The following is a 20257-nucleotide window of genomic DNA, read 5'->3' on the forward strand; positions in this document are numbered from 1 at the left end:
TGATTTAAAACATAATGAAATTATATGGCCTTTCTGGTACTAAAATTAGTAGTGCATTTATTTCGGCATGCATTAACACCCCTTATAACACAATTCGTTTTCTTAAAGACTTGATTGCCGGAATAACTGTTGGCATTATTGCTATTCCGCTTGCTATGGCGTTAGCTATAGCAAGTGGTGTTGCACCTCAACATGGCTTATATACTGCGATTATCGCTGGTTTCGTGATAGCACTGACAGGTGGTTCTCGTTTTAGTGTTTCCGGCCCAACAGCAGCTTTTGTGGTAATTTTATATCCGGTTTCGATACAATTTGGTTTATCAGGTCTATTAATTGCTACCTTACTTTCAGGCATATTTTTAATATTAATGGGCATAATTAGGTTAGGTCGCTTAATAGAATATATTCCTCTACCTGTGGTATTAGGTTTTACCTCTGGTATTGCAATAACAATTGCAACAATGCAAATTAAAGACTTTTTTGGTTTAACACTGGAACATATGCCGGAAAACTACATCAATAAAGTTATTGAACTAGTGAAGACGTTGCCAACGATTAATATCGCCGATACATCAGTAGGATTAATAACACTTATTGTGCTAATTGTTTGGCCAAAATTTCGAATGAAAATTTCTGGCCATTTACCAGCATTAGTCGCAGGAGTATTAATAATGCTAATCTTCAATCAATTTGGCTATCAAATAGAAACAATTGGTTCACGATTCACGTATACATTGGCAGATAATACTACTGGTCATGGTATTCCGCCAGTGTTACCAGAATTTATCTTACCATGGGAACATGCTGGTTTTACTTGGGATTGGACAACATTCAGTGCGTTAATTCCAATTTCAATCACTATGGCAATGTTATGTGCTATTGAATCACTACTTTGTGCTGTAGTTTTAGATGAAATGACACATACTAAACATCATTCGAATAGTGAATTGATTGGCCAAGGTCTAGGTAATATCATTGCCCCATTTTTTGGTGGAATTTCAGCAACAGCCGCTATTGCACGTTCAGCAGCAAATGTAAAAGCTGGAGCGACTTCACCCATTGCTGCGGTATTGCATGCGTTAATTGTTTTATTGGCACTCATCTGTTTTGCGCCACTATTATCCTTTATTCCATTATCAGCAATGGCAGCATTATTATTAATTGTTGCATGGAATATGAGTGCCGTACAGCGAGTTATTTATATCATTAAACGCGCACCTAAAGATGATATTATAATCATGCTTATTTGCATGTCACTGACTGTATTATTCGATATGGTTATTGCTATAACAATTGGTATTGTATTAGCTTCTATCTTATTTATGCGTCGTATTGCAAGAATGACTCGTTTAGTCGAATTAAATCAAGGAAATGAGAAAACATTAGTACTGCGTATTAGTGGTCCATTGTTCTTTGCCGCTGCTGAGCGTACCTTTTTAGAGTTATACCAAAAAATTAATGGTTATCAAAACATTGTTCTACAGTGGGATGCAGTACCTATTCTTGATGCTGGGGGCTTAAATGCGCTTATTCATTTCATTGATGAATTACCTGCGCAGGTGGAGCTCTCAATTTGTGAATTACAATTTCAACCATTAAAAACTTTAGCCCGAGCAAAAATTGTACCAATTCCAAACAAATTAATGTTTTATTCAACTTTAGATGAAGCACTGAAAGATAAAATTTAAATGCGAAATTCGTTTTATTATATTGCTTAAATACTATACTTAGTGAAAACATAGTATCTGATTTTCACTAAGTATTTTGCATCACCTATATACCTTGTCCTTTTCCAAAATAATATAAGTAAAAGTTAGCCTTGCAAGATAGTACTTGTTTAATTCTTTACATTAACAACAAAAATAGGAAATTAATATGACAACTAATAAAAACACTATTCAAGATGTTAAGCATAAAGCGAATTGGTTTATTGTAATTGGTGTGATTTTAATTGTTCTCGGTTGCTTGGCATTGGGTTATCAATTCATGGCTACCGTTTTTTCTGTTTATTTTATCGGGTCACTACTGTTAATCGCCGGCATCATTCAAGTTGTACACGCATTTAATATCAAAGGTTTTGGCCAAACAGCCTTATGGGCAATCATGGGGATTTTATATATCTTTATCGGTGGGATGGCTTTTTTCCAACCGATTGCCGTTTCATCAGCACTAACTTTATTGATTTCATTATTATTGACTATTAGTGGATTTAGCCAAATTTTTGCTGCCATGAGTAATCGCAATATCCCTCGTTGGGGATGGGTAGTCTTTTCGGGAATTATTAACATCATTTTAGGACTAATGTTAATTGCTGGTTGGCCATATGATAGTGTTTGGGTATTAGGAATGTTTTTAGGTATCGATCTAGTTTTCCAAGGTTTTGCCTATATTGCTATTGGTTTCGCATTAAAAAATCACTAAATAGCGATAGTTTATCTTATTGCTCACAACACAGCTTGTGAGCAATATTCCACAACATATCAAAAATAAAAATCTGCTAATTAGCAATGGCTATTTATAACTCTTATTGGTTTTCGCTTTAACCTCACGCATTGATTGTAAAATTCGATGATAATTATCTAATCTTGATGGTGCGATTATTCCTTCTGATACCGCTTTTTGTAATAGACACCCAGGTGTATCTAAGTGATTGCAATCCCTAAATTGGCAACCACCTAAATAATCCTCAAACTCAACAAAACCACCAATAACTTGCTCTGGCTCTAAATGCCATAAACCGAATTCCCGAATTCCCGGAGAATCAATAATATCGCCACCATTAGGTAAATGGTAAAGTCGAGTTGAAGTTGTAGTATGTTGGCCAAGACCTGATATCTCAGACACCTCACCAGTTAACGTCGCTTGATCATGAGGTAATAGCAAATTAATGATACTTGATTTACCCACACCAGATTGGCCAACCAATATCGATATTTTGTCATCCAGCACCTTTTGTAAAGGTTCAATACCCTGCTGTGATAAACATGAAACATATAAAACTTGATAACCAATTTTAGTGTAAATTTGTAACTGCTGATCAATTTCCTGTTTTTTGTACTTATCAAGCAAATCGATTTTATTCAAAACAATAATCGGTGTGATATTGGTTGCTTCACAAGCAACTAAATAGCGATCGATGATATTAAACGATAATTCCGGCAATACTGCAGAAATAATAACAATTTGATCGACATTTGCAGCAACAGGCTTAACGCCATCATAAAAATCAGGTCGCACTAATTCAGAATGGCGCGGATGAACAGCTTCAATAATACCATTAGTATTTGGTTCTAAACTTTCACGCCATAATACTTTATCACCCGTTACCAAAGATGGCAGCGTACGACGAATACTACAACGATAAATAATTCCAGTGTTATCTTCAACATCAGCAGATTTGCCAAAGCGACTAATCACCACCCCTTCTTGTGGCGCAGAGAAATTAGACAGATTTTCATCTAGCTTAGTTTCTAAACGCTGCTGATGCTTAGCGGCCATACGCCTTTGTTGATTTTTTGAAAGTTGTTTTTTTGCCACGATAACTAATTTTTTGCTCAAACGATTTAGTACTTATGCTACACTACTCGGCATTAAAAAGAAAATTAATACCGCAAATTATGACTACACAATCAAATATAAACAGTAATAATCTAATCTGGATTGACCTTGAAATGACAGGGCTCGATCCAAACAGAGATCGTATTATTGAAATTGCCACCATCGTAACTGACTCTAATTTAAATATCCTTGCTGAAGGTCCAGTTATTGCTGTTCATCAATCAGATGAACAACTTGCACTTATGGATGATTGGAATCAAAAAACTCATGGTAAATCAGGCTTAATCGAACGTGTTCGACAAAGTACCATTGCCGAACAGCAAGCAGAACAACAAACAATTGAATTTTTAAAACAATGGGTGCCTGAAAACTGTTCACCAATCTGTGGCAATACCATTGGTCAAGATCGCCGTTTTCTATTTAATTACATGCCAAATTTAGAAAAGTATTTTCATTACCGTTATCTAGATGTTAGTACGATTAAAGAATTAGCCAGACGTTGGAAACCGGAAATATTAAAAGGTATCAGTAAACAGAGTTCACATCAAGCGTTGGATGATATTCGTGATTCAATTGCCGAATTAGTTTATTACCGACAACACTTTTTTAATCTAACTAATGAATTATCATGAGTATTTTATACACGATTTTACTTTATTTAATTCAACCGTTTGTCTGGATAAGACTACTTTGGCGTAGCCGTAAAGCGCCAGATTATCGTAAACGCTGGTTAGAACGTTATGGATTTTGCAAAAATAAAGTCAAATCAGGGGGAATTTTAGTACATGCCGTATCGGTCGGTGAAACCCTTGCTGCAATCCCGCTGATTAAAGCGCTGCAAAATCAATATCCACAGTTACCCATTACAGTCACAACCATGACGCCTACGGGATCAAAGCAAGTTAAATCATTACTAAAAGACAGTGTTGGCCATGTCTATTTACCTTATGATTTACCTTGCGCAATACATCGTTTTTTAAAAACAGTCCAACCTAAATTAGTAATAATTATGGAAACAGAGCTTTGGCCAAACTTAATTAGCCAATGTCATAACAAAAAAATTCCATTGATCATTGCTAATGCCCGTTTATCTGAACGTTCAGCCAAAAGATACCATAAACTAGGGAAAGCAATTAGTAAATTATTTGCTAAAATCAGCACCGTTGCCGCCCAAAACAAACAAGACGGCGATAGATTTATCTCATTGGGCCTACCGGCAGATCATTTAGTGGTAACGGGTAGTATTAAGTTTGATATTGAACTCACGGCCAAGCAACAACAGAATCTTGCGCAGTTAAAACAGCAATGGCAATTACATCGACCAGTACTAATCGCTGCCAGCACACATTCAGGTGAAGATGAAATCATTTTATCAGCATTTCAACAGCTTCTTAAAAATCATGGCAACTTATTACTTATTTTGGTCCCTCGTCACCCTGAACGTTTTAAAACCGTTGAAAAACTAATTGCCGATAATGGCTTGAATTATATTACACGCAGTAGCAAACAAAACCCTACAGATCAGACACAAGTGATTTTGGGTGATACCATGGGAGAGCTGTTAGAACTTTATGGGATGGCGAATATTGCCTTTGTTGGCGGTAGTTTAATTGAACATGGTGGTCATAACCCGTTAGAACCAGCACTACACCATATTCCAATTATTAGCGGTAAACACTTTTTTAACTTTAAAGTCATTGGCGAACAATTGATCGATGCTAATGGTATGCTGGTATGTAATAGTGATATTGATTCGCTTTATTTAACCATAAATAGTTTATTGAATGACAAAAATCGCTGTCAGCAAATCGGCGAAAATGCCTATCAAGTATTAAAAAGTAATCAAGGTGCTTTACATCGTCTATTGACGGTTATTCATCACTATCTTGAGGAATGACTTGTGAATAAAAAACAGGGATTATTGATAGTTAATTTAGGAACGCCAAGTGCCGCAACACCAATGGCAATTCGCAACTACTTGACCGAGTTTTTACTCGATCGCCATGTTGTCGACCTACCTGCTTTTATTTGGTATCCAATTTTAAAATACCTTGTACTACCTAAACGCGTCCCCTACATCATCAACCATTATCAAAAAATATGGATTGAGGGTGAATCACCATTACTTCATTACAGTAAACGCTTAATTAATCAATTACAATTAGCATTACCTGATATGCAATGTGAATTAGCCATGACCTATGGTGAACCAAGCTTACTCTCGGCGTTAAATAGCTTAAAGTCATGTGAACAAATTACATTATTACCGTTATTTCCTCAGTATTCAACGACGACAACTCAAGCGGTATTAGATAAAGTTAAGCAACTTATTGCAGATAATAATATCAAGATTAATCTTAGCTATATTCATGATTATGCCGACCACCCAAGTTATATTGATGCTCTTTATTCACAAATCCTGCAAGCGTTTTCAATCCAAGGGCAGCCTGATGTATTACTCCTTTCTTATCATGGTATTCCTGAACGCTATATTGATAAACGCCATGACGACTATGTGCAAAGATGCCAGTTAACCACTAACTTATTGACAAACAAATGCCAAGAAAATGGTATCGACTTAACAATAAAAATGGCTTATCAATCAAAGTTTGGTAAAGGGAAATGGGTTGAACCCAACACTAGCGATATATTAGAAAAATTGGCTAAAATAGGCTCTAAATATGTCCAGGTTATCTGTCCAGGTTTTTCAGCGGATTGTATTGAGACCCTTTATGAAATTGATGAACAAAATCGAGAAATATTCCTAAATGCTAGCGGTAAACAATTTTATTACATCCCGGCCTTAAACGATACGTCTCTACAGGTTGAATTAATCAAAGATATACTTGAAAAACCGCCTTTCCTCAAAAAATTTTAACTGATTAAGATTTATTTTTAACAGGAATCAAATCTTATCAACACAACTTTAAATTGATTAATATTAAAGCTAAATAACCAACTAATCTAACTAGTGTGATTAACCTGTGTTACGATGATAGTTAAAAGTTATTTGCGCTCAAAGGAGAACACTCGATGAAAATAATCATCATTGGCGCTCAAGCTGCTGGTGCCAGTGCCGCAGCAAAAGCCAAAAGAAAGGATCCTAATGCAACCATTCGCATTTATGAAAAATCAGATATTGTTTCATTTGGTGCTTGTGGATTACCTTACTTTATTGGCAATCATTTTCAAGATGAAAATGAAATGATATCTAGAACACCAAATCAATTTGCAAAAGATGGGATTGAAATCAAGACGTTACATGAAGTTATTGCTATTGATGCAAAATTAAAAAAAATTACAGTCAAAGATCTTAATACCAATAACTGTTTTGATGATGATTATGACAAATTACTTATTGCGGTTGGAGCAGTACCAATAATTCCGCCTTTAGAAAATCGCCAACTGGAAAATATTTTCACTTTACGTGATATATATGATGGTCTGGCAATAAAAAGCGCCTTGGCTAATCCACAAAATACCAATGTTGTAGTTATTGGTGCTGGTTACATAGGACTTGAAGTAACCGAATCTTTAGTGGAATTAAACAAAAATGTAAAATTAATTCAATTAGATGATAGAGTATTGGTCGATGCCTTTGATCCGGAACTTACCGAGATTATTGAAGAAAACTTAAAACAACATTGTGATTTACATCTAAAAGAACGAGTACAAGGTTTTGAAGGTGTACAGACAGTTACCCACGTTATTACCGATAAAGCTAAATATGCAGCAGATATTGTCATTATAGCTACAGGGGTAAAACCTAATAGTGAAGTATATAAAGATCTGGATATTGAAACACTTAATAATGGTGCAATTATTATTGATAATTATGGCCAAACAAATATTGCAGGTGTTTATGCTGCTGGTGATTGTGTCGCACTATATCATCGAGTTAGTCAATCAATGACTTATATACCACTAGCTACTGGTGCCAACAAATTAGGTAAAACAGTTGGTGACAATTTAGCTGGTGGAAATAACCAATTCCCAGGCACACTTGGTACATCAGCATTGAAAGTCTTTGATATTGAAGCCGGACGAACAGGTCTAACAGAATCACAAACAATCAAAGCAGGGATCCCTTACAAGACAGTAATCGTTAAAGATAAAAATCACAGTAACTATGTTGAAGGGCAAACTGGCGTAATCGCTAAACTCATTTATCACGCCGAAACTCGTATTTTATTAGGTGGCCAAATAGCGGGAGGGAACGGTGCTGCATTAAGAACGAATAGTTTAGCCACAGCCATTTGGGCCAATATGAAAATTGATGAATTAGCCATGATGGACTTTTTATATGCACCTCCTTTTTCAAGACCATGGGATATTTTAAATATAGCCGGTGGTATAGCTAAATAGTATTAAAACATATTAATTATTTACAATATGTTAAGTTATTAACATTAAAAATATGTGGTAGGGTTAATAATTTATTAATCCTACCACAATAGATCATTACATAATTAATTCAATTTTATCCAAAAGCTGGGGGTAAACCATGTCAGATGCCATTTTTCAGGGGACTTTTTTTGAAAAGTTCTTATCTATCACCCATTATCAAACCTTAATAGGCATTGGCTTATTGCTGTTTTGCTTTTTTGCGATAATGCGACCACTGCAAACCAAAAAAGTTAATTTTTCTATTCGTATGCTAGTTGGCTTAGTACTTGGTGCCGTACTGGGTTTAGGTATTCAAGCCTCTGCAGGTTTTCCAAATAGCTCAACAATTTGGATGCAAGAAATCGCAACATGGTATGGTTTATTCGGCCGAGCCTTTATAGCCTTTATTCGCATGCTAGTTATTCCTCTGATTTTCGTCTCAATTGTAAAAGTGATTATTGATTTTTCTGGTAAAGAAAATTTACCACAAATCGCATTCAGAGGTATTTTTTGGCTACTATTCACTACAGCCATTGCTTGTATTATTGGGATTATCTTGGCTAATGTATTATCATTAGGTGAACTAAGTTCAACCTCAGCCAAAACCGCTGTTGCAAAACAATATACCAATATCATTGATACATTCGTCAATCTTATCCCTAGTAACATCATTGCTTCCATGGTAAAAGAGAATATTGTTGGTTTAGTCATCTTTTCGGCATTAATGGGACTTGCAGCTAATCGCATGGAAAAAAAGAATCCACACCCTATTGCCCTGTTTAAAACCTTTATTGAAGCACTTTATAAAATTATCATGTCAATTGCCATGACGGTCATCAAATATATGCCTTATGCAGTAATTGCCTTACTTGCTCGCACCATTATTTCCAATGGTATTCCTGCAATAGTCGAAGTATCAAGCTTTGTATTAGCAATTTACCTTGCTACCATATTAATGCTTGCAGTACATATCGTGATTGTGATGGTACATGGTATTTCACCAATCACATTTATTAAAAAAGCACTTGGTACATGGTTACTGGCTTTTACCAGCCGTTCATCAGTCGGTACATTACCTATGACAATATCAACATTGACCGTCAGAATGGGAGTAAATACCGGTACTGCTAATCTAGTAGGATCATTGGGTAGTACAATGGGAATGAATGGTTGTGCTGGATTTTTCCCTGCACTGCTTGCCGTAATGGTTGCCCATATGGTGGGCATTAATACTGATATCCAATTTTATATTATGCTAGTAATTGTGGTCGTTATCGGTTCGATTGGTATCGCCGGTATTCCGGGTACTGCAACTGTTGCAGCAACCGTTGTACTATCAGGCATGGGAATGGCAGAATACTTCCCTTTAATCGGCATGGTGCTAGCTGTTGATCCAATCATTGATATGGCCAGAACCTTAGCCAATGTATCCGGTGCAATGACAGCAGCAATTGCAACCGATCATGAAGTTCAATTAATGAATATGGATATCTATAACGATCCTAATGTGACCTTGGATAATGAGCAGTCAGAAGTTTAATAATAAAATATACACTTCCGATATATTCTAAACAAATAGCGAAAAGACGCCAATTGGCGTCTTTTTTATATCAGTGATTAGGCAAAAAATTAAATCGTTTTTAACCACGCTTTAACATCATCACCTAAACTTTTATGACGCATTGCGTAATGAACAAAGGTTTGAACATAACCTAATTTATTACCACAATCATGGCTTCGGCCTTTAATACAATACGCATCAACAGCATCATCTTCTAGTAACATCGCAATTGCATCAGTTAATTGAATTTCACCACCAGCCCCTAATGGTGTTTTGGCTAATAAAGGCCAAATTTTTTCAGACAACACATAACGCCCTACCACTGATTGATTGGATGGCGCTTCTTCAATCGCTGGTTTTTCAACTACACTATACATTTGTGTTACATTACCAGCAGATAACTCTTCACCACGACAGTCAACAATACCATAAGATGAAACGAGTTCTTTTGGTACCGGCTCAACCATAATTTGACTATGCTTAGTCTCATGATAATTATTAATCATCGCCGCTAAATTATCCTGAGTAAGATCACTTTCATACTCATCTATAATCACATCCGGTAATACAACAGCAAAAGGTTCATCACCAACTAAAGGATAAGCACAAAGTACCGCATGGCCAAGCCCTTTGGCTAAACCTTGGCGAACACTTGTAATAGTGACATGTTTTGGTAGTATTCCTTGCACTTCTTGCAAGAGTTGACGTTTAACTCGCGCTTCTAACATAGCTTCAAGCTCGAAGCTAGTATCAAAATGGTTTTCAATCGAATTTTTAGAAGAATGTGTAACAAAAATAATTTCAGTTATTCCGGCTGCAATACACTCTTTAACAACATATTGTATAAGTGGTTTATCCACTACGGGTAACATCTCTTTAGGAATCGCTTTGGTTGCAGGCAACATTCTCGTACCAAGGCCTGCGACTGGAATTACAGCTTTCTTAACTTTGCCCTTTAAAGATGGTTCAAAATTTGATGACATTTTAGTTCCTTAAAAATATATTAACTAATAATATTGTTATTACTTTCGACTCTACGACGCCCATTAACAAACGTGTTATAAACTCTCTCAGATTTTAGCATATAAGAAATGCAAATAACGCTCAAAATAATGTTTTTTGCTATATTAAACAAATCACGGCTTTCAATTTTAAATGTGGTAAATTGATGAGTAATAAACTGATCTAAAAGCATCAATCCAATAACTAACAGTTCAAAACAAATCATCAAAGATGGAAATTTATAATTTTTAGTGAAAAAAAGATAAAGTAAGTAGATATTAAAAAAAATAAGAATCAAATTCATACCAATTTCTAATGGATAAATCCAGTTAAGATTTTCACTATAAAAAATGGAATTTGAATTAGTAAAATTAGCCAATCTTATAAAGATAATGCTTATATAAATAATCAAAAATATATTACTGATACAACTCAAAATTAATCTTATTGCAACAACAATAAGCCAGCCACCTAATCCTCTAAGGGGTAAGTTATCAGTCATATAAATATCCTTATTTAATAATAGATAAATCCGCAGATTCGATTAATGAAGGATTATCTCTATCTTTAGCTAAAGAATCAATGGAAATATAGATAATCTGACAGTTTTCTAATACCGCTTCTTTTACTACAAATTTTGCCTTACGATCACGAGATTCCTTCTGTTTACGACTAATATACAAATCATCATAACCGTCATCATACATTGATGCTCGTTCAAATATATTAGGACTTCGCCAAAATGTCTCTTTCGGATAATCTCGTACAAAAATTTGACCAGTTAATTTGCCTTTTAAACCAACATAGTTAGTTGTTAAATGACGACTAGCTCGACTTTGAGAAAGGTAAATATGGGGATATGTTGAAACATTGCTTTCAAGTTGGTTTAACTTGAATTCAATACCTGAACGATTTTGATACTGGCAATTTTCCATTGTTAAAGGTGCAGTTCGAAAATTCAACGAACTACACCCTACAAGTAAAAATACAAAGAAAATATTAAAAACACGATACATCATTTATTGTTTACTTATAAAATATTTATAAGTAACTCCAGCCACTATTTACATCTTTTCACTAACATTTTCAGCCGTATTCGTAATTGCTTTACCGCCAGATTGAACATCTTTACCGACACCTTTAAACGTGTTACAACCAACTACCATTGTTGTCATCGCAATACTTACTATTAAAATAAATACTTTACGTAACATGTGATTCTCCTCTAGTTAGTCACATTATGATTTTATTGTGGCAAATGCTTCTGCTACACGATGTATATTATGGTGATTTAATCCCGCCACACACATTCTTCCGCTGCCCACCAAATAAACGGCGAAATCATCTTTTAGCTGTGTGACTTGCTCTTTAGAAAAACCTGTATAGCTAAACATACCTCTTTGTTTAACCAAATAATCAAAATTTTGTGCCGGTGCTGCTGTTTTTAATAAATCGACTAAGGTTGAACGCATGGTTACAATACGGTTGCGCATGGTTTGAACTTCATTAAGCCATAAAGCTTTAAGTTCCGTATTATTTAATACATATGAGACCAATTGCGCTCCATACGCAGCTGGGCTGGAATAGTTACGACGAACTGTTGCTTGTAACTGACCAAATACACAATTTGCTACTTGGCTATCATCACATAATACGGATAATCCACCTACCCGTTCTCCATACAGTGAAAAAGTTTTAGAAAAAGAATTACTGATCAAACCACATAATCCTTTCTCAGCGACTTTTTTGATTGCATAACTATCATTTTCGATACTTTCACCAAAACCTTGATAAGCAATATCCATAAATGGGATAAGATCACGATTTTGTAAAACTTCAATTACTTTATCCCACTGCGGCTGTGTTAAATCGACACCAGTAGGATTATGACAACAAGGATGTAATAGCACGATACTTTTAGCCGGTAAGCTATTTAATGTATCTAGCATAGCGTCAAATTTCACACCACAAGTTGCTGAGTCAAAATAAGGATATTTATTTACTTTAAAGCCTGCACCACTAAAAATAGCAATATGATTTTCCCAAGTTGGATCACTTACCCATACTTGAGAATTCGGAAAATAATGATAAAGAAAATCAGCACCAACTTTCAGGGCACCTGATCCGCCTAACGTTTGAATAGTTGCAATGCGTTTAGCTTGAATAGCAGAATTATCCTCACCAAAAAGCAGTGATTGAATCGCTTGGCAATAACTAGGTAAACCACTCATTGGCAAATAAAGTTGTGCGCCTTGTTGATGTTGATAAATATAATCACGGGCCGTTTTAACACATGATAACTGCGGAACCTCACTGTTTTCATCATAATAATATCCAATACTTAAATTGGTCTTATCCTGACGGCTATCATTATTAAATTCTGCGACTAATGACAAAATTGGGTCACCAGCATACGACTCTACTTTTTCAAACATTTTTCCAACCTAATTAACCAATAAATAGCAATGTATAATTGTAGATTATTGCACCAACTCAATTAGCAATCAATCACTAAATAACAGTTTAAATATAAATAATTTTAGGCGAATAAAATCGACTTTTAAACAGCCAGATACAGATAGAAAAACATCATAACTGATGACCAAAAAAATAGGAAAATTTAGCAAGAAAAGCCGCAAAAAAACTTCCCTCAACTTTTTTGCTTCATTAGCACCTATTGGTGCTAATAAATTTGGCAAACTTATTTAACAGCAATAACTTCTATTTCAACTTTAGCATCTTTCGGAATTCGAGCTACTTGCACACAAGAACGAGCTGGAAAGCTTGCTTGATTTTCGGTAAAAAATTCTTCATAGACACTATTAACATCAGCAAAATCATTCATATCAGCTAAAAAAATAGTTGTTTTAACGATATTTTTAACTTGATAACCCGCCTCAGTAATAATTGCTTTAACATTAGCTAAACTTTGCTTAGCTTGTTCTTTCACGCAAGTTGGCATCTCACCCGTTGCTGGATTAATTGGGATTTGACCTGATGCAAATAACATATTACCCAAATCGACACCTTGTACATAAGGACCAATAGCTGCAGGGGCTTTATCGGTATTAACTACTTTCACCATAGATAACTTTCTCCTTTCATTTATTATGACTCTCATTTCAACAGGAACACAATTTTGTGTCAAGCCATAACAAATTTATGATCATGGGACTTCTGCAAATTTTCTGATATGATAGGTGATAATTTTTTTAATTTGTTGAGAGTTAGTATGTTTGAGAATTTAACTGACCGTTTATCACAGACATTCCGCAATATTAGTGGTCGTGGACGTCTGTCTGAAGATAATATCAAAGATGCGCTACGTGATGTCAGAATGGCATTACTTGAAGCTGATGTTGCCCTACCTGTAGTACGGGAATTTATTAACCAAGTTAAACAAAAAGCCGTCGGTTTAGACGTAAATAAAACACTAACCCCAGGCCAAGAGTTTATTAAAATCGTTCAAGCTGAACTGACTGCAGCAATGGGTGAAGTTAATAGTTCACTTAACTTAGCTACTCAGCCTCCAGCGGTAATGCTAATGGCTGGTTTACAAGGTGCAGGTAAAACAACTAGCGTTGCAAAACTAGCAAAATTCTTAAAAGAAAAACAAAAAAAGAAAGTATTAGTTGTTTCTGCCGATGTTTATCGACCCGCAGCGATAAAACAATTAGAAACACTTGCTAAAGCAATTGATGTCGAGTTCTTCCCATCAGATATCAATCAAAAACCAGTTGATATTGTTAATAAAGCAATTTCACATGCGAAATTACAATTTTTTGATGTACTGATTGTCGATACCGCTGGTCGATTGCATGTTGATAGCGACATGATGGATGAAATCAAAGCACTACATGATGCAATCAATCCAATTGAAACACTATTTGTTGTCGATGCAATGACCGGACAAGATGCCGCCAATACAGCTAAAGCATTTAATGATGCCTTACCACTAACCGGTGTCATTTTAACTAAAGTTGATGGTGATGCTCGTGGTGGTGCAGCATTATCAATCCGCCATATCACTGGCAAACCAATTAAGTTTTTAGGGATGGGAGAAAAAACGGATGCATTAGAGCCTTTTTACCCTGACCGTATCGCTTCGCGCATTTTAGGCATGGGAGATGTTCTCTCTTTAATTGAAGAATTACAGAGTAATGTTGATCGTGAAAAAGCGGAAAAAATCGCTAAAAAGTTAAAAAAAGGCGATAAATTTGACTTTAATGATTTCCAAGATCAGCTTAAACAGATGCGTAATATGGGTGGAATGGGGGCCATGCTGGCTAAATTACCTGGTGTAGGACAACTACCAGATCATATTAAAGCGCAAATGGATGACAAAATCACCATCAAGATGGAAGCAATAATTGGCTCTATGACTTTAAAAGAGCGAGCAAATCCTGAAATCATCAAAGGATCACGCAAACGCCGTATTGCAAATGGATCCGGAACACAAGTACAAGATGTTAACAAACTACTTAAACAGTTTGAAGATATGCAAAAAATGATGAAAAAAATGAAGGGTGGCGGCATGATGAAGATGATGCGTCAAATGAAAGGCTTAATGGGCGGAGGCATGGGTTTTCCGCCTCGATAAACGTTCACTATACTTCTCTTTCTCTTAATTACTATCGCGTGTTTGAGCGCGATAGTAATTCAATACACTCAATCTTCTCGATTTAGTGCTTTAATTTTACTTGGTCGATGCATAGTTAATACCGTACCAATCGAAGAAACAATAATAAACATAATAGCTAACCACTGGTAATGTGTTAACTGTTCATGTAAAACAATTAATCCCGAAAATGCCGCAAATACTGGCGACAAACTCATTAAGGTACTAAAAGTTTGGGCTGGTAAACGCGGTAATGCGACCATATCAAGGCCATAAGGAATCGCTGATGCTAACAGTGAAACCATGAAAGCTAATGGCAAAATATCCAAGGAAAACATTGTGCTACCACTTTGCCATACCCCAATAGGAAAGAGTAATACTGAAGCAACAATCGAGCCGAGTGCAACACTTGGTGCACCATATATTTCGCCTGCCTTACGACCAAAAAGAATATAACCAGCCCAACAGCCTCCAGCACCTAAAGCAAGTAAAAGACCTATCGGATCTAAATCACTGGCTGCTTGATGAATAGGCAACAACATAACTAATCCAATTATGGCAATAGCTAACCAAATAAAATCGCTTAATCGTCGACCGGAAAACATAGCGACCATAATTGGCCCCGTCAATTCAATTGCGACAGCAATACCTAAAGGAATACGAGAGATAGCATTATAAAAAGATAAATTCATGCATCCCATGGCAATACCATATAAAATAATATATTTAATTGCTGGTTTAGAAATCGTTTTACGCCAAGGTTTAAAGATTATGACCAATAAAATAGCGGAAAAAAATAAACGCCAAGCAGTCATTGCTTCTGGTCCAAGTACTGGGAATAAATATTTAGCAAATGAAGCGCTTGATTGTACAGAAATCATCGATACGAAAATTAAAAAAACCGGCCAAGACCTTTTGAACATAATAATAACCTTATTTGAACAATGGGATTGTTATAAAAAGGGCACAACCTATTTGCATAACATAATAAAATTCAATTTGAAATATTCACCATCAATGGTAAAAAACAATGTTAATTAAACAAATTGTATAACTAATGTATTTAAAATTATCAAATAAACATCACTGTTAGTTTTCCCTTTTTACTGATAACAATGCCAGATCTTGTAGTGCTTTTTTATAAGGAGAATCTGGTAAAATTGAAATCACATTAAACGCTTTATTTGCCTCTTGCTGGGCTGTTTCTAAAGTAAATTCAAGCGATCCGCATGACTTCATCACCGCTAAAACATGATCTAATAAATGGCGGCCATTTCCTTGTTCAATTGCTTGCCGGATTAAAGCCGCATCCTGTGCATTAGCATGATGCATTGCATGTAGTAGTGGTAATGTCGGTTTACCCTCATTAAGATCATCACCTAAATTTTTACCCAATTTTTGATTACTATCGGCACTATAATCTAATAAGTCATCAATAATTTGAAAAGCAGTCCCTAAATATTTTCCATATTCTTGTAAGGCAAATTCTTGTTCTGGGGTTGCTTCAGCAAGGACAGCAGCGGAATGAGAAGTCGCTTCAAATAGTCTTGCTGTTTTACGATATATGACTTGTAGATACTGTTCTTTAGTAATATCTGGATCATTACAATTAAGTAGTTGTTGGACTTCACCTTCTGCGATAACATTCGTGGCCTCAGACATAATTTGTAATACTTTAAATGATTCGGTACGAACCATCATTTGAAAAGAACGAGTATAAATATAATCACCGACCAAAACACTAGCAGCATTACCAAATAATGCATTAGCTGTTGATTTGCCTCGGCGTAAATCTGACTCATCAACAACATCATCATGCAATAAGGTTGCAGTATGAATAAATTCGATAAAAGCAGCCGTTATAATATGTTTATCACCCTGATAATTCAGTGCTTTAGCAATGAGTAGCGCAATGATTGGACGAATACGTTTACCGCCACTACTAATAATGTAATTGCCTAATTGATTGATTAATACAACATCAGAGCTAAGCTCTGCTTGTATTGCCTGATTAACCTTCACTAAATCTTCTTGAACTAGATCGAGTATCTGTTTTATCGATGGATTATTCATCAGTCTAACCGCTACAAATGAGAGATATTTACTTACTATTATCTGATAAATATTTTTATGCAACAAGTTATTGATAAATCATATTTAAAAAAATGCTACAAATGATAAGCATTTTCATTTAGAATACACGCCCTAAGGGATAAATTATTACTGCTATGAAGATCAATTTTGATATAGATATCAATACAGAAAAAGAGCCACAATCACCTATTGCTAACAAGCAACAGGATAATTATATATATGTATTTGTATCTGTTGCTGTGATATCACATCTACTTTTATTAGGATTATTATTTAGCTCAGCGTTGTTTGCAAATAACATCATGGTTGATGAAGGTGATGATTCAATTAAAGCCGTAATGGTTGATCTTACTCAATTAGCAGCCCCTGAACAATCATTAGTTGAAAATACACCTGATATTCAAGGCGCAGAAAACAGTGAAATCATAGATAATAAACCTATTGAAGAACAACCCGTTGAACCTATTGTTGAGCCTGAAATCGTTAAAGAAGAAACACTTGATCCTACACCGGAAAAAGAACCCGAAAAACCTACTGTTGAACCTGATAAACCAACAATAGTAAAACCAGAACCAAAACCGAAACCAAAAAAGAAAAAACCACCAACACAAAAAGCCTCTCGGCAACAAGTTAGACAAGAAGCAATTAGTGATAATACTGCCAAAACGTCAGTAGCACCTAAAATTTCTGATAATCAGCAATATTCGGGTAATCCAACACCGATTAGCCGAAATCGCCCAGAATATCCAAGAAGAGCACTAGACATGCGCTTAGAAGGTCATGTTATTGTCATGTTTGATGTAAATAGTGAAGGACGTGTTGAAAATATTAGAATTATTGAAGCTCAACCCAATAATATTTTTAATCGCGCAGTGATCACGGCAATGAAAACATGGAAATACAAACCAATTGCTGGTAAAAATATCAAAATGAAGATTATCTTTAATCGCGATAGTTCAATTAGTTTAGGTAATAACTAAACTGACATTTATCAATCCATAACTATCATTCAATAGTATTTATTTGAAATAAAACTTAATGGCGCTAATCTTAAATTATTGATTAGCACCTTACTTGATCATAAGTCTATTGATTGATTTGCATTAATTGTTCAATTTGTTGAGGATCTTTAGGCACCATTGCGGTTAAAACTTCATTGCCTGAATCAGTAATTAAAATATTATCCTCTATACGGATGCCAATGCCTTTATAACGTTCAGGAACATCGGCTTCTTGATTAATATAGAGCCCTGGTTCAACCGTTAACACCATGCCTGGAGCAAGGATGCGATCACGATCGCTACCGACATCATGCACATCAATACCTAACCAATGTCCTAAACCATGCATATAAAATGTCATGTAAGCTTTATTTGCAATTAACGTCTCGATATCGCCCTGCATAATGCCAAGTTTAACTAAACCTTCAACCATAATTCGAATAATTTGTTGGTTTACTATTGATATTGAAGTACCTGGTTGTAATAATTTGATTGCCGCGTATTGTGCCGTTAACACAATGTCATATATTTCACGTTGTGACTGATTAAATTTACCGTTTATAGGAAATGTACGGGTGATATCCCCAGCATAATACTGATATTCACAACCAGCATCAATTAAGACTAAATCGCCATCTTTCAATTGGTCGCTATTATTTTCATAATGCAATATACAACCATTATTTCCCCCACCAACAATAGTGTTATAAGATGGCGAACGAGCACCATACCAAGCAAATTCATGTAAAATTTCCGCTTCTAACTGATATTCATACAAACTAGGCTGACACTTTTGCATTGCGCGAATATGTGCCTTAGCACTTATTTCACAAGCTTGGCGCAATATAGCCATTTCGAAATCCGATTTAAACATACGCATTTCATGAACAATAGGTCGCCAATCAATCATTATATTTGGGACAACAAATTTGTTGCGAACACCTTGCCTTAAATTATGTAATGTTGTTTTAACTATTTCATCAGCATATTCGTATAACTGGTCAGCATGATAAATAACCTTTCTACCATTCAATAAATTTGGCAAAAGATTATTAATATCATCAAAAAGATAAGCTTCATCTACGCAAATTTTTTCTAATGCTACCTGCTGACCTAATCGATATCCGGTCCATGTTTCCGCTAAAGGATCCTTTTTACGGTTAAATAATACGTAACGAGCTTGATTATCAGACTCCTTTATCACCGCCAATAGAGCTTCTGGCTCAGCAAAAAAAGTAAAATACCAAAAATCACTATCTTGCCGATAAGGATAGTGAGTATCATTGCTTCGCGTAACCTCTGGTGAAGCAAAAAACAAAGCGATGCTATTTGGCTCCATTTGTGCCAATAATTTATTTCGTCGCGCTAAAAGTTCTGTTTTGCTATGCATATCTACCATAACTTGCACCTTAAAAATCAATGATACTAATATTAATGAATAGTTGGGGTTATATCAGATTCGTTAAATTCATCAAAACAAAGCATCGCCGTAATCCGAACGTATTCTTTAATTTCTTCAAATGCAAAGCCTAACTCTTGCTGATCTTCATTTTCATCATAACCCAATTTAACGATTTGTCTCAGGTCGTATATTGCCTCACCAACATCACCTTTAACACGATTAATTTTAGGTTGAACCAAACCAATTCCTAATAAAAAATGATTAACCCATCCGACTAAATCATCAATCTGAGTAAATAGATCTTGATCGCCGAGTAACAATTGAAATTCAAAATCTTCATCAATAAGTTGTTGTTTAGTTGAATGATATAATTTTTCAATTTCTTTGTTTAAAGGTTCAGCAATGCTTTGCCCATCATTTAACATATCCTTAGTTAAAATTTTCCAGCTTTCATCATGATTACCTCCTGCTAAAATACCTGATAAAAAACCATGTAATTCAGCCGCTGTCATGCCGATTTTATTTTGGATAAGTTGGCGATTAAGCTCATTGTAATTATTGCTATTAGTCATTAAATCCACCTTAGTCTTAAATACCGTAAAAACACACCCCTGCACTTTCACGGATTAATAGTA

20 protein-coding genes are annotated in these 20257 nt (G+C 35.3%); 9 read left to right on the top strand and 11 right to left on the bottom strand.

Going from position 1 to position 20257, the window contains the following annotated elements; all coding sequences use genetic code 11:
- The first annotated feature begins 14 nt into the window (after positions 1-14).
- Together dauA and H3S74_RS10855 are read left to right on the top strand one after the other, a co-directional pair.
- Positions 15-1688: a C4-dicarboxylic acid transporter DauA gene (gene dauA, locus H3S74_RS10850; RefSeq protein WP_198247867.1), complete on the top strand. Its 1674-nt coding sequence runs from the start codon at positions 15-17 to the stop codon at positions 1686-1688.
- 187 nt (positions 1689-1875) lie between these two features.
- Positions 1876-2421, top strand: coding sequence for an HdeD family acid-resistance protein (locus H3S74_RS10855; RefSeq protein WP_198201746.1), 546 nt, complete (start codon positions 1876-1878; stop codon positions 2419-2421).
- Positions 2422-2511: 90 nt separating this feature from the next.
- Here H3S74_RS10855 and rsgA read toward each other — a convergent pair whose 3' ends face one another.
- Positions 2512-3537: a small ribosomal subunit biogenesis GTPase RsgA gene (gene rsgA / locus H3S74_RS10860; RefSeq protein ID WP_198247888.1), complete on the bottom strand. Its 1026-nt coding sequence runs from the start codon at positions 3535-3537 to the stop codon at positions 2512-2514.
- Positions 3538-3617: 80 nt separating this feature from the next.
- Between rsgA and orn the strand changes: the two genes are divergently transcribed.
- The 5 genes from orn to H3S74_RS10885 all read left to right on the top strand — a co-directional run bounded on the left by orn (position 3618) and on the right by H3S74_RS10885 (position 9484).
- Complete coding sequence (gene orn, locus H3S74_RS10865; RefSeq protein WP_065614655.1) at positions 3618-4190, top strand: oligoribonuclease; 573 nt, start codon at positions 3618-3620, stop codon at positions 4188-4190.
- Positions 4187-5455 carry a lipid IV(A) 3-deoxy-D-manno-octulosonic acid transferase gene (gene waaA, locus H3S74_RS10870; RefSeq protein ID WP_232354893.1) on the top strand — a complete coding sequence of 423 codons (1269 nt, stop codon included), beginning with the start codon at positions 4187-4189 and terminating at the stop codon, positions 5453-5455. The genes orn and waaA overlap by 4 nt, the downstream gene beginning before the upstream one ends.
- 3 nt (positions 5456-5458) lie before the next feature.
- Positions 5459-6436 carry a ferrochelatase gene (gene hemH, locus H3S74_RS10875; protein WP_198247868.1) on the top strand — a complete coding sequence of 326 codons (978 nt, stop codon included), beginning with the start codon at positions 5459-5461 and terminating at the stop codon, positions 6434-6436.
- Between the two features lie 155 nt (positions 6437-6591).
- Entirely contained in the window at positions 6592-7923 is a 1332-nt protein-coding gene (locus H3S74_RS10880) for a CoA-disulfide reductase (RefSeq protein WP_198247869.1), read from the top strand.
- 139 nt (positions 7924-8062) lie between these two features.
- Complete coding sequence (locus H3S74_RS10885; protein ID WP_198247870.1) at positions 8063-9484, top strand: cation:dicarboxylate symporter family transporter; 1422 nt, start codon at positions 8063-8065, stop codon at positions 9482-9484.
- 89 nt (positions 9485-9573) lie between these two features.
- Here H3S74_RS10885 and galU read toward each other — a convergent pair whose 3' ends face one another.
- The 6 genes from galU to H3S74_RS10915 form a co-directional block, all read right to left on the bottom strand.
- Complete coding sequence (gene galU / locus H3S74_RS10890; protein ID WP_198247871.1) at positions 9574-10488, bottom strand: UTP--glucose-1-phosphate uridylyltransferase GalU; 915 nt, start codon at positions 10486-10488, stop codon at positions 9574-9576.
- Positions 10489-10508: 20 nt separating this feature from the next.
- Complete coding sequence (locus H3S74_RS10895) at positions 10509-11009, bottom strand: DUF2569 domain-containing protein (RefSeq protein WP_198201752.1); 501 nt, start codon at positions 11007-11009, stop codon at positions 10509-10511.
- A 10-nt stretch (positions 11010-11019) separates the two neighbouring features.
- On the bottom strand, positions 11020-11469 hold the full coding sequence (locus H3S74_RS10900; protein WP_110448574.1) for a hypothetical protein: 450 nt from the start codon (positions 11467-11469) through the stop codon (positions 11020-11022).
- Positions 11470-11571: 102 nt separating this feature from the next.
- Entirely contained in the window at positions 11572-11721 is a 150-nt protein-coding gene (locus H3S74_RS10905; protein ID WP_110448575.1) for an entericidin A/B family lipoprotein, read from the bottom strand.
- A gap of 24 nt (positions 11722-11745) precedes the next feature.
- Positions 11746-12942 carry an amino acid aminotransferase gene (locus H3S74_RS10910; RefSeq protein WP_198247872.1) on the bottom strand — a complete coding sequence of 399 codons (1197 nt, stop codon included), beginning with the start codon at positions 12940-12942 and terminating at the stop codon, positions 11746-11748.
- A gap of 266 nt (positions 12943-13208) precedes the next feature.
- Positions 13209-13592: a RidA family protein gene (locus H3S74_RS10915; protein ID WP_110448577.1), complete on the bottom strand. Its 384-nt coding sequence runs from the start codon at positions 13590-13592 to the stop codon at positions 13209-13211.
- A 147-nt stretch (positions 13593-13739) separates the two neighbouring features.
- On the opposite strand from H3S74_RS10915, the gene ffh reads away from it, so the two are divergent.
- The gene (gene ffh, locus H3S74_RS10920) at positions 13740-15107 is read left to right on the top strand and encodes a signal recognition particle protein (protein WP_065651701.1); all 1368 of its coding nucleotides are present in this window, start codon (positions 13740-13742) and stop codon (positions 15105-15107) included.
- A gap of 68 nt (positions 15108-15175) precedes the next feature.
- On the opposite strand, the gene H3S74_RS10925 is transcribed toward ffh, so the two are convergent.
- Together H3S74_RS10925 and ispB are read right to left on the bottom strand one after the other, a co-directional pair.
- Entirely contained in the window at positions 15176-16048 is an 873-nt protein-coding gene (locus H3S74_RS10925) for an EamA family transporter (protein ID WP_198201755.1), read from the bottom strand.
- 166 nt (positions 16049-16214) lie between these two features.
- Positions 16215-17198, bottom strand: a complete 984-nt coding sequence (gene ispB / locus H3S74_RS10930) for an octaprenyl diphosphate synthase (protein ID WP_110448580.1) — start codon at positions 17196-17198, stop codon at positions 16215-16217.
- A gap of 155 nt (positions 17199-17353) precedes the next feature.
- Between ispB and H3S74_RS10935 the strand changes: the two genes are divergently transcribed.
- Positions 17354-18199 (top strand): TonB family protein, encoded by an 846-nt coding sequence (locus tag H3S74_RS10935; RefSeq protein WP_198247873.1) that lies wholly within the window; start codon positions 17354-17356, stop codon positions 18197-18199.
- A gap of 106 nt (positions 18200-18305) precedes the next feature.
- On the opposite strand, the gene pepP is transcribed toward H3S74_RS10935, so the two are convergent.
- Both pepP and H3S74_RS10945 read right to left on the bottom strand, forming a co-directional pair.
- Positions 18306-19619, bottom strand: coding sequence for a Xaa-Pro aminopeptidase (gene pepP, locus H3S74_RS10940; RefSeq protein ID WP_232354894.1), 1314 nt, complete (start codon positions 19617-19619; stop codon positions 18306-18308).
- Between the two features lie 32 nt (positions 19620-19651).
- The gene (locus H3S74_RS10945; protein ID WP_086362765.1) at positions 19652-20194 is read right to left on the bottom strand and encodes a UPF0149 family protein; all 543 of its coding nucleotides are present in this window, start codon (positions 20192-20194) and stop codon (positions 19652-19654) included.
- Positions 20195-20257 lie beyond the last annotated feature (63 nt).

Source organism: Gilliamella sp. W8126 (assembly GCF_016102185.1).
Lineage (GTDB): Bacteria > Pseudomonadota > Gammaproteobacteria > Enterobacterales > Orbaceae > Gilliamella > Gilliamella apis_A.

Bases quoted from the DNA above. Each gene is read 5' to 3' on its own strand.
- dauA (WP_198247867.1), top strand. From the start codon at position 15: ATGAAATTATATGGCCTTTCTGGTACTAAAATTAGTAGTGCATTTATT.
- H3S74_RS10855 (WP_198201746.1), top strand. From the start codon at position 1,876: ATGACAACTAATAAAAACACTATTCAAGATGTTAAGCATAAAGCGAAT.
- orn (WP_065614655.1), top strand. From the start codon at position 3,618: ATGACTACACAATCAAATATAAACAGTAATAATCTAATCTGGATTGAC.
- waaA (WP_232354893.1), top strand. From the start codon at position 4,187: ATGAGTATTTTATACACGATTTTACTTTATTTAATTCAACCGTTTGTC.
- H3S74_RS10880 (WP_198247869.1), top strand. From the start codon at position 6,592: ATGAAAATAATCATCATTGGCGCTCAAGCTGCTGGTGCCAGTGCCGCA.
- H3S74_RS10885 (WP_198247870.1), top strand. From the start codon at position 8,063: ATGTCAGATGCCATTTTTCAGGGGACTTTTTTTGAAAAGTTCTTATCT.
- galU (WP_198247871.1), bottom strand. From the start codon at position 10,488: ATGTCATCAAATTTTGAACCATCTTTAAAGGGCAAAGTTAAGAAAGCT.
- H3S74_RS10895 (WP_198201752.1), bottom strand. From the start codon at position 11,009: ATGACTGATAACTTACCCCTTAGAGGATTAGGTGGCTGGCTTATTGTT.
- H3S74_RS10905 (WP_110448575.1), bottom strand. From the start codon at position 11,721: ATGTTACGTAAAGTATTTATTTTAATAGTAAGTATTGCGATGACAACA.
- H3S74_RS10910 (WP_198247872.1), bottom strand. From the start codon at position 12,942: ATGTTTGAAAAAGTAGAGTCGTATGCTGGTGACCCAATTTTGTCATTA.
- H3S74_RS10915 (WP_110448577.1), bottom strand. From the start codon at position 13,592: ATGGTGAAAGTAGTTAATACCGATAAAGCCCCTGCAGCTATTGGTCCT.
- ffh (WP_065651701.1), top strand. From the start codon at position 13,740: ATGTTTGAGAATTTAACTGACCGTTTATCACAGACATTCCGCAATATT.
- H3S74_RS10925 (WP_198201755.1), bottom strand. From the start codon at position 16,048: ATGTTCAAAAGGTCTTGGCCGGTTTTTTTAATTTTCGTATCGATGATT.
- ispB (WP_110448580.1), bottom strand. From the start codon at position 17,198: ATGAATAATCCATCGATAAAACAGATACTCGATCTAGTTCAAGAAGAT.
- H3S74_RS10935 (WP_198247873.1), top strand. From the start codon at position 17,354: ATGAAGATCAATTTTGATATAGATATCAATACAGAAAAAGAGCCACAA.
- pepP (WP_232354894.1), bottom strand. From the start codon at position 19,619: ATGGTAGATATGCATAGCAAAACAGAACTTTTAGCGCGACGAAATAAA.
- H3S74_RS10945 (WP_086362765.1), bottom strand. From the start codon at position 20,194: ATGACTAATAGCAATAATTACAATGAGCTTAATCGCCAACTTATCCAA.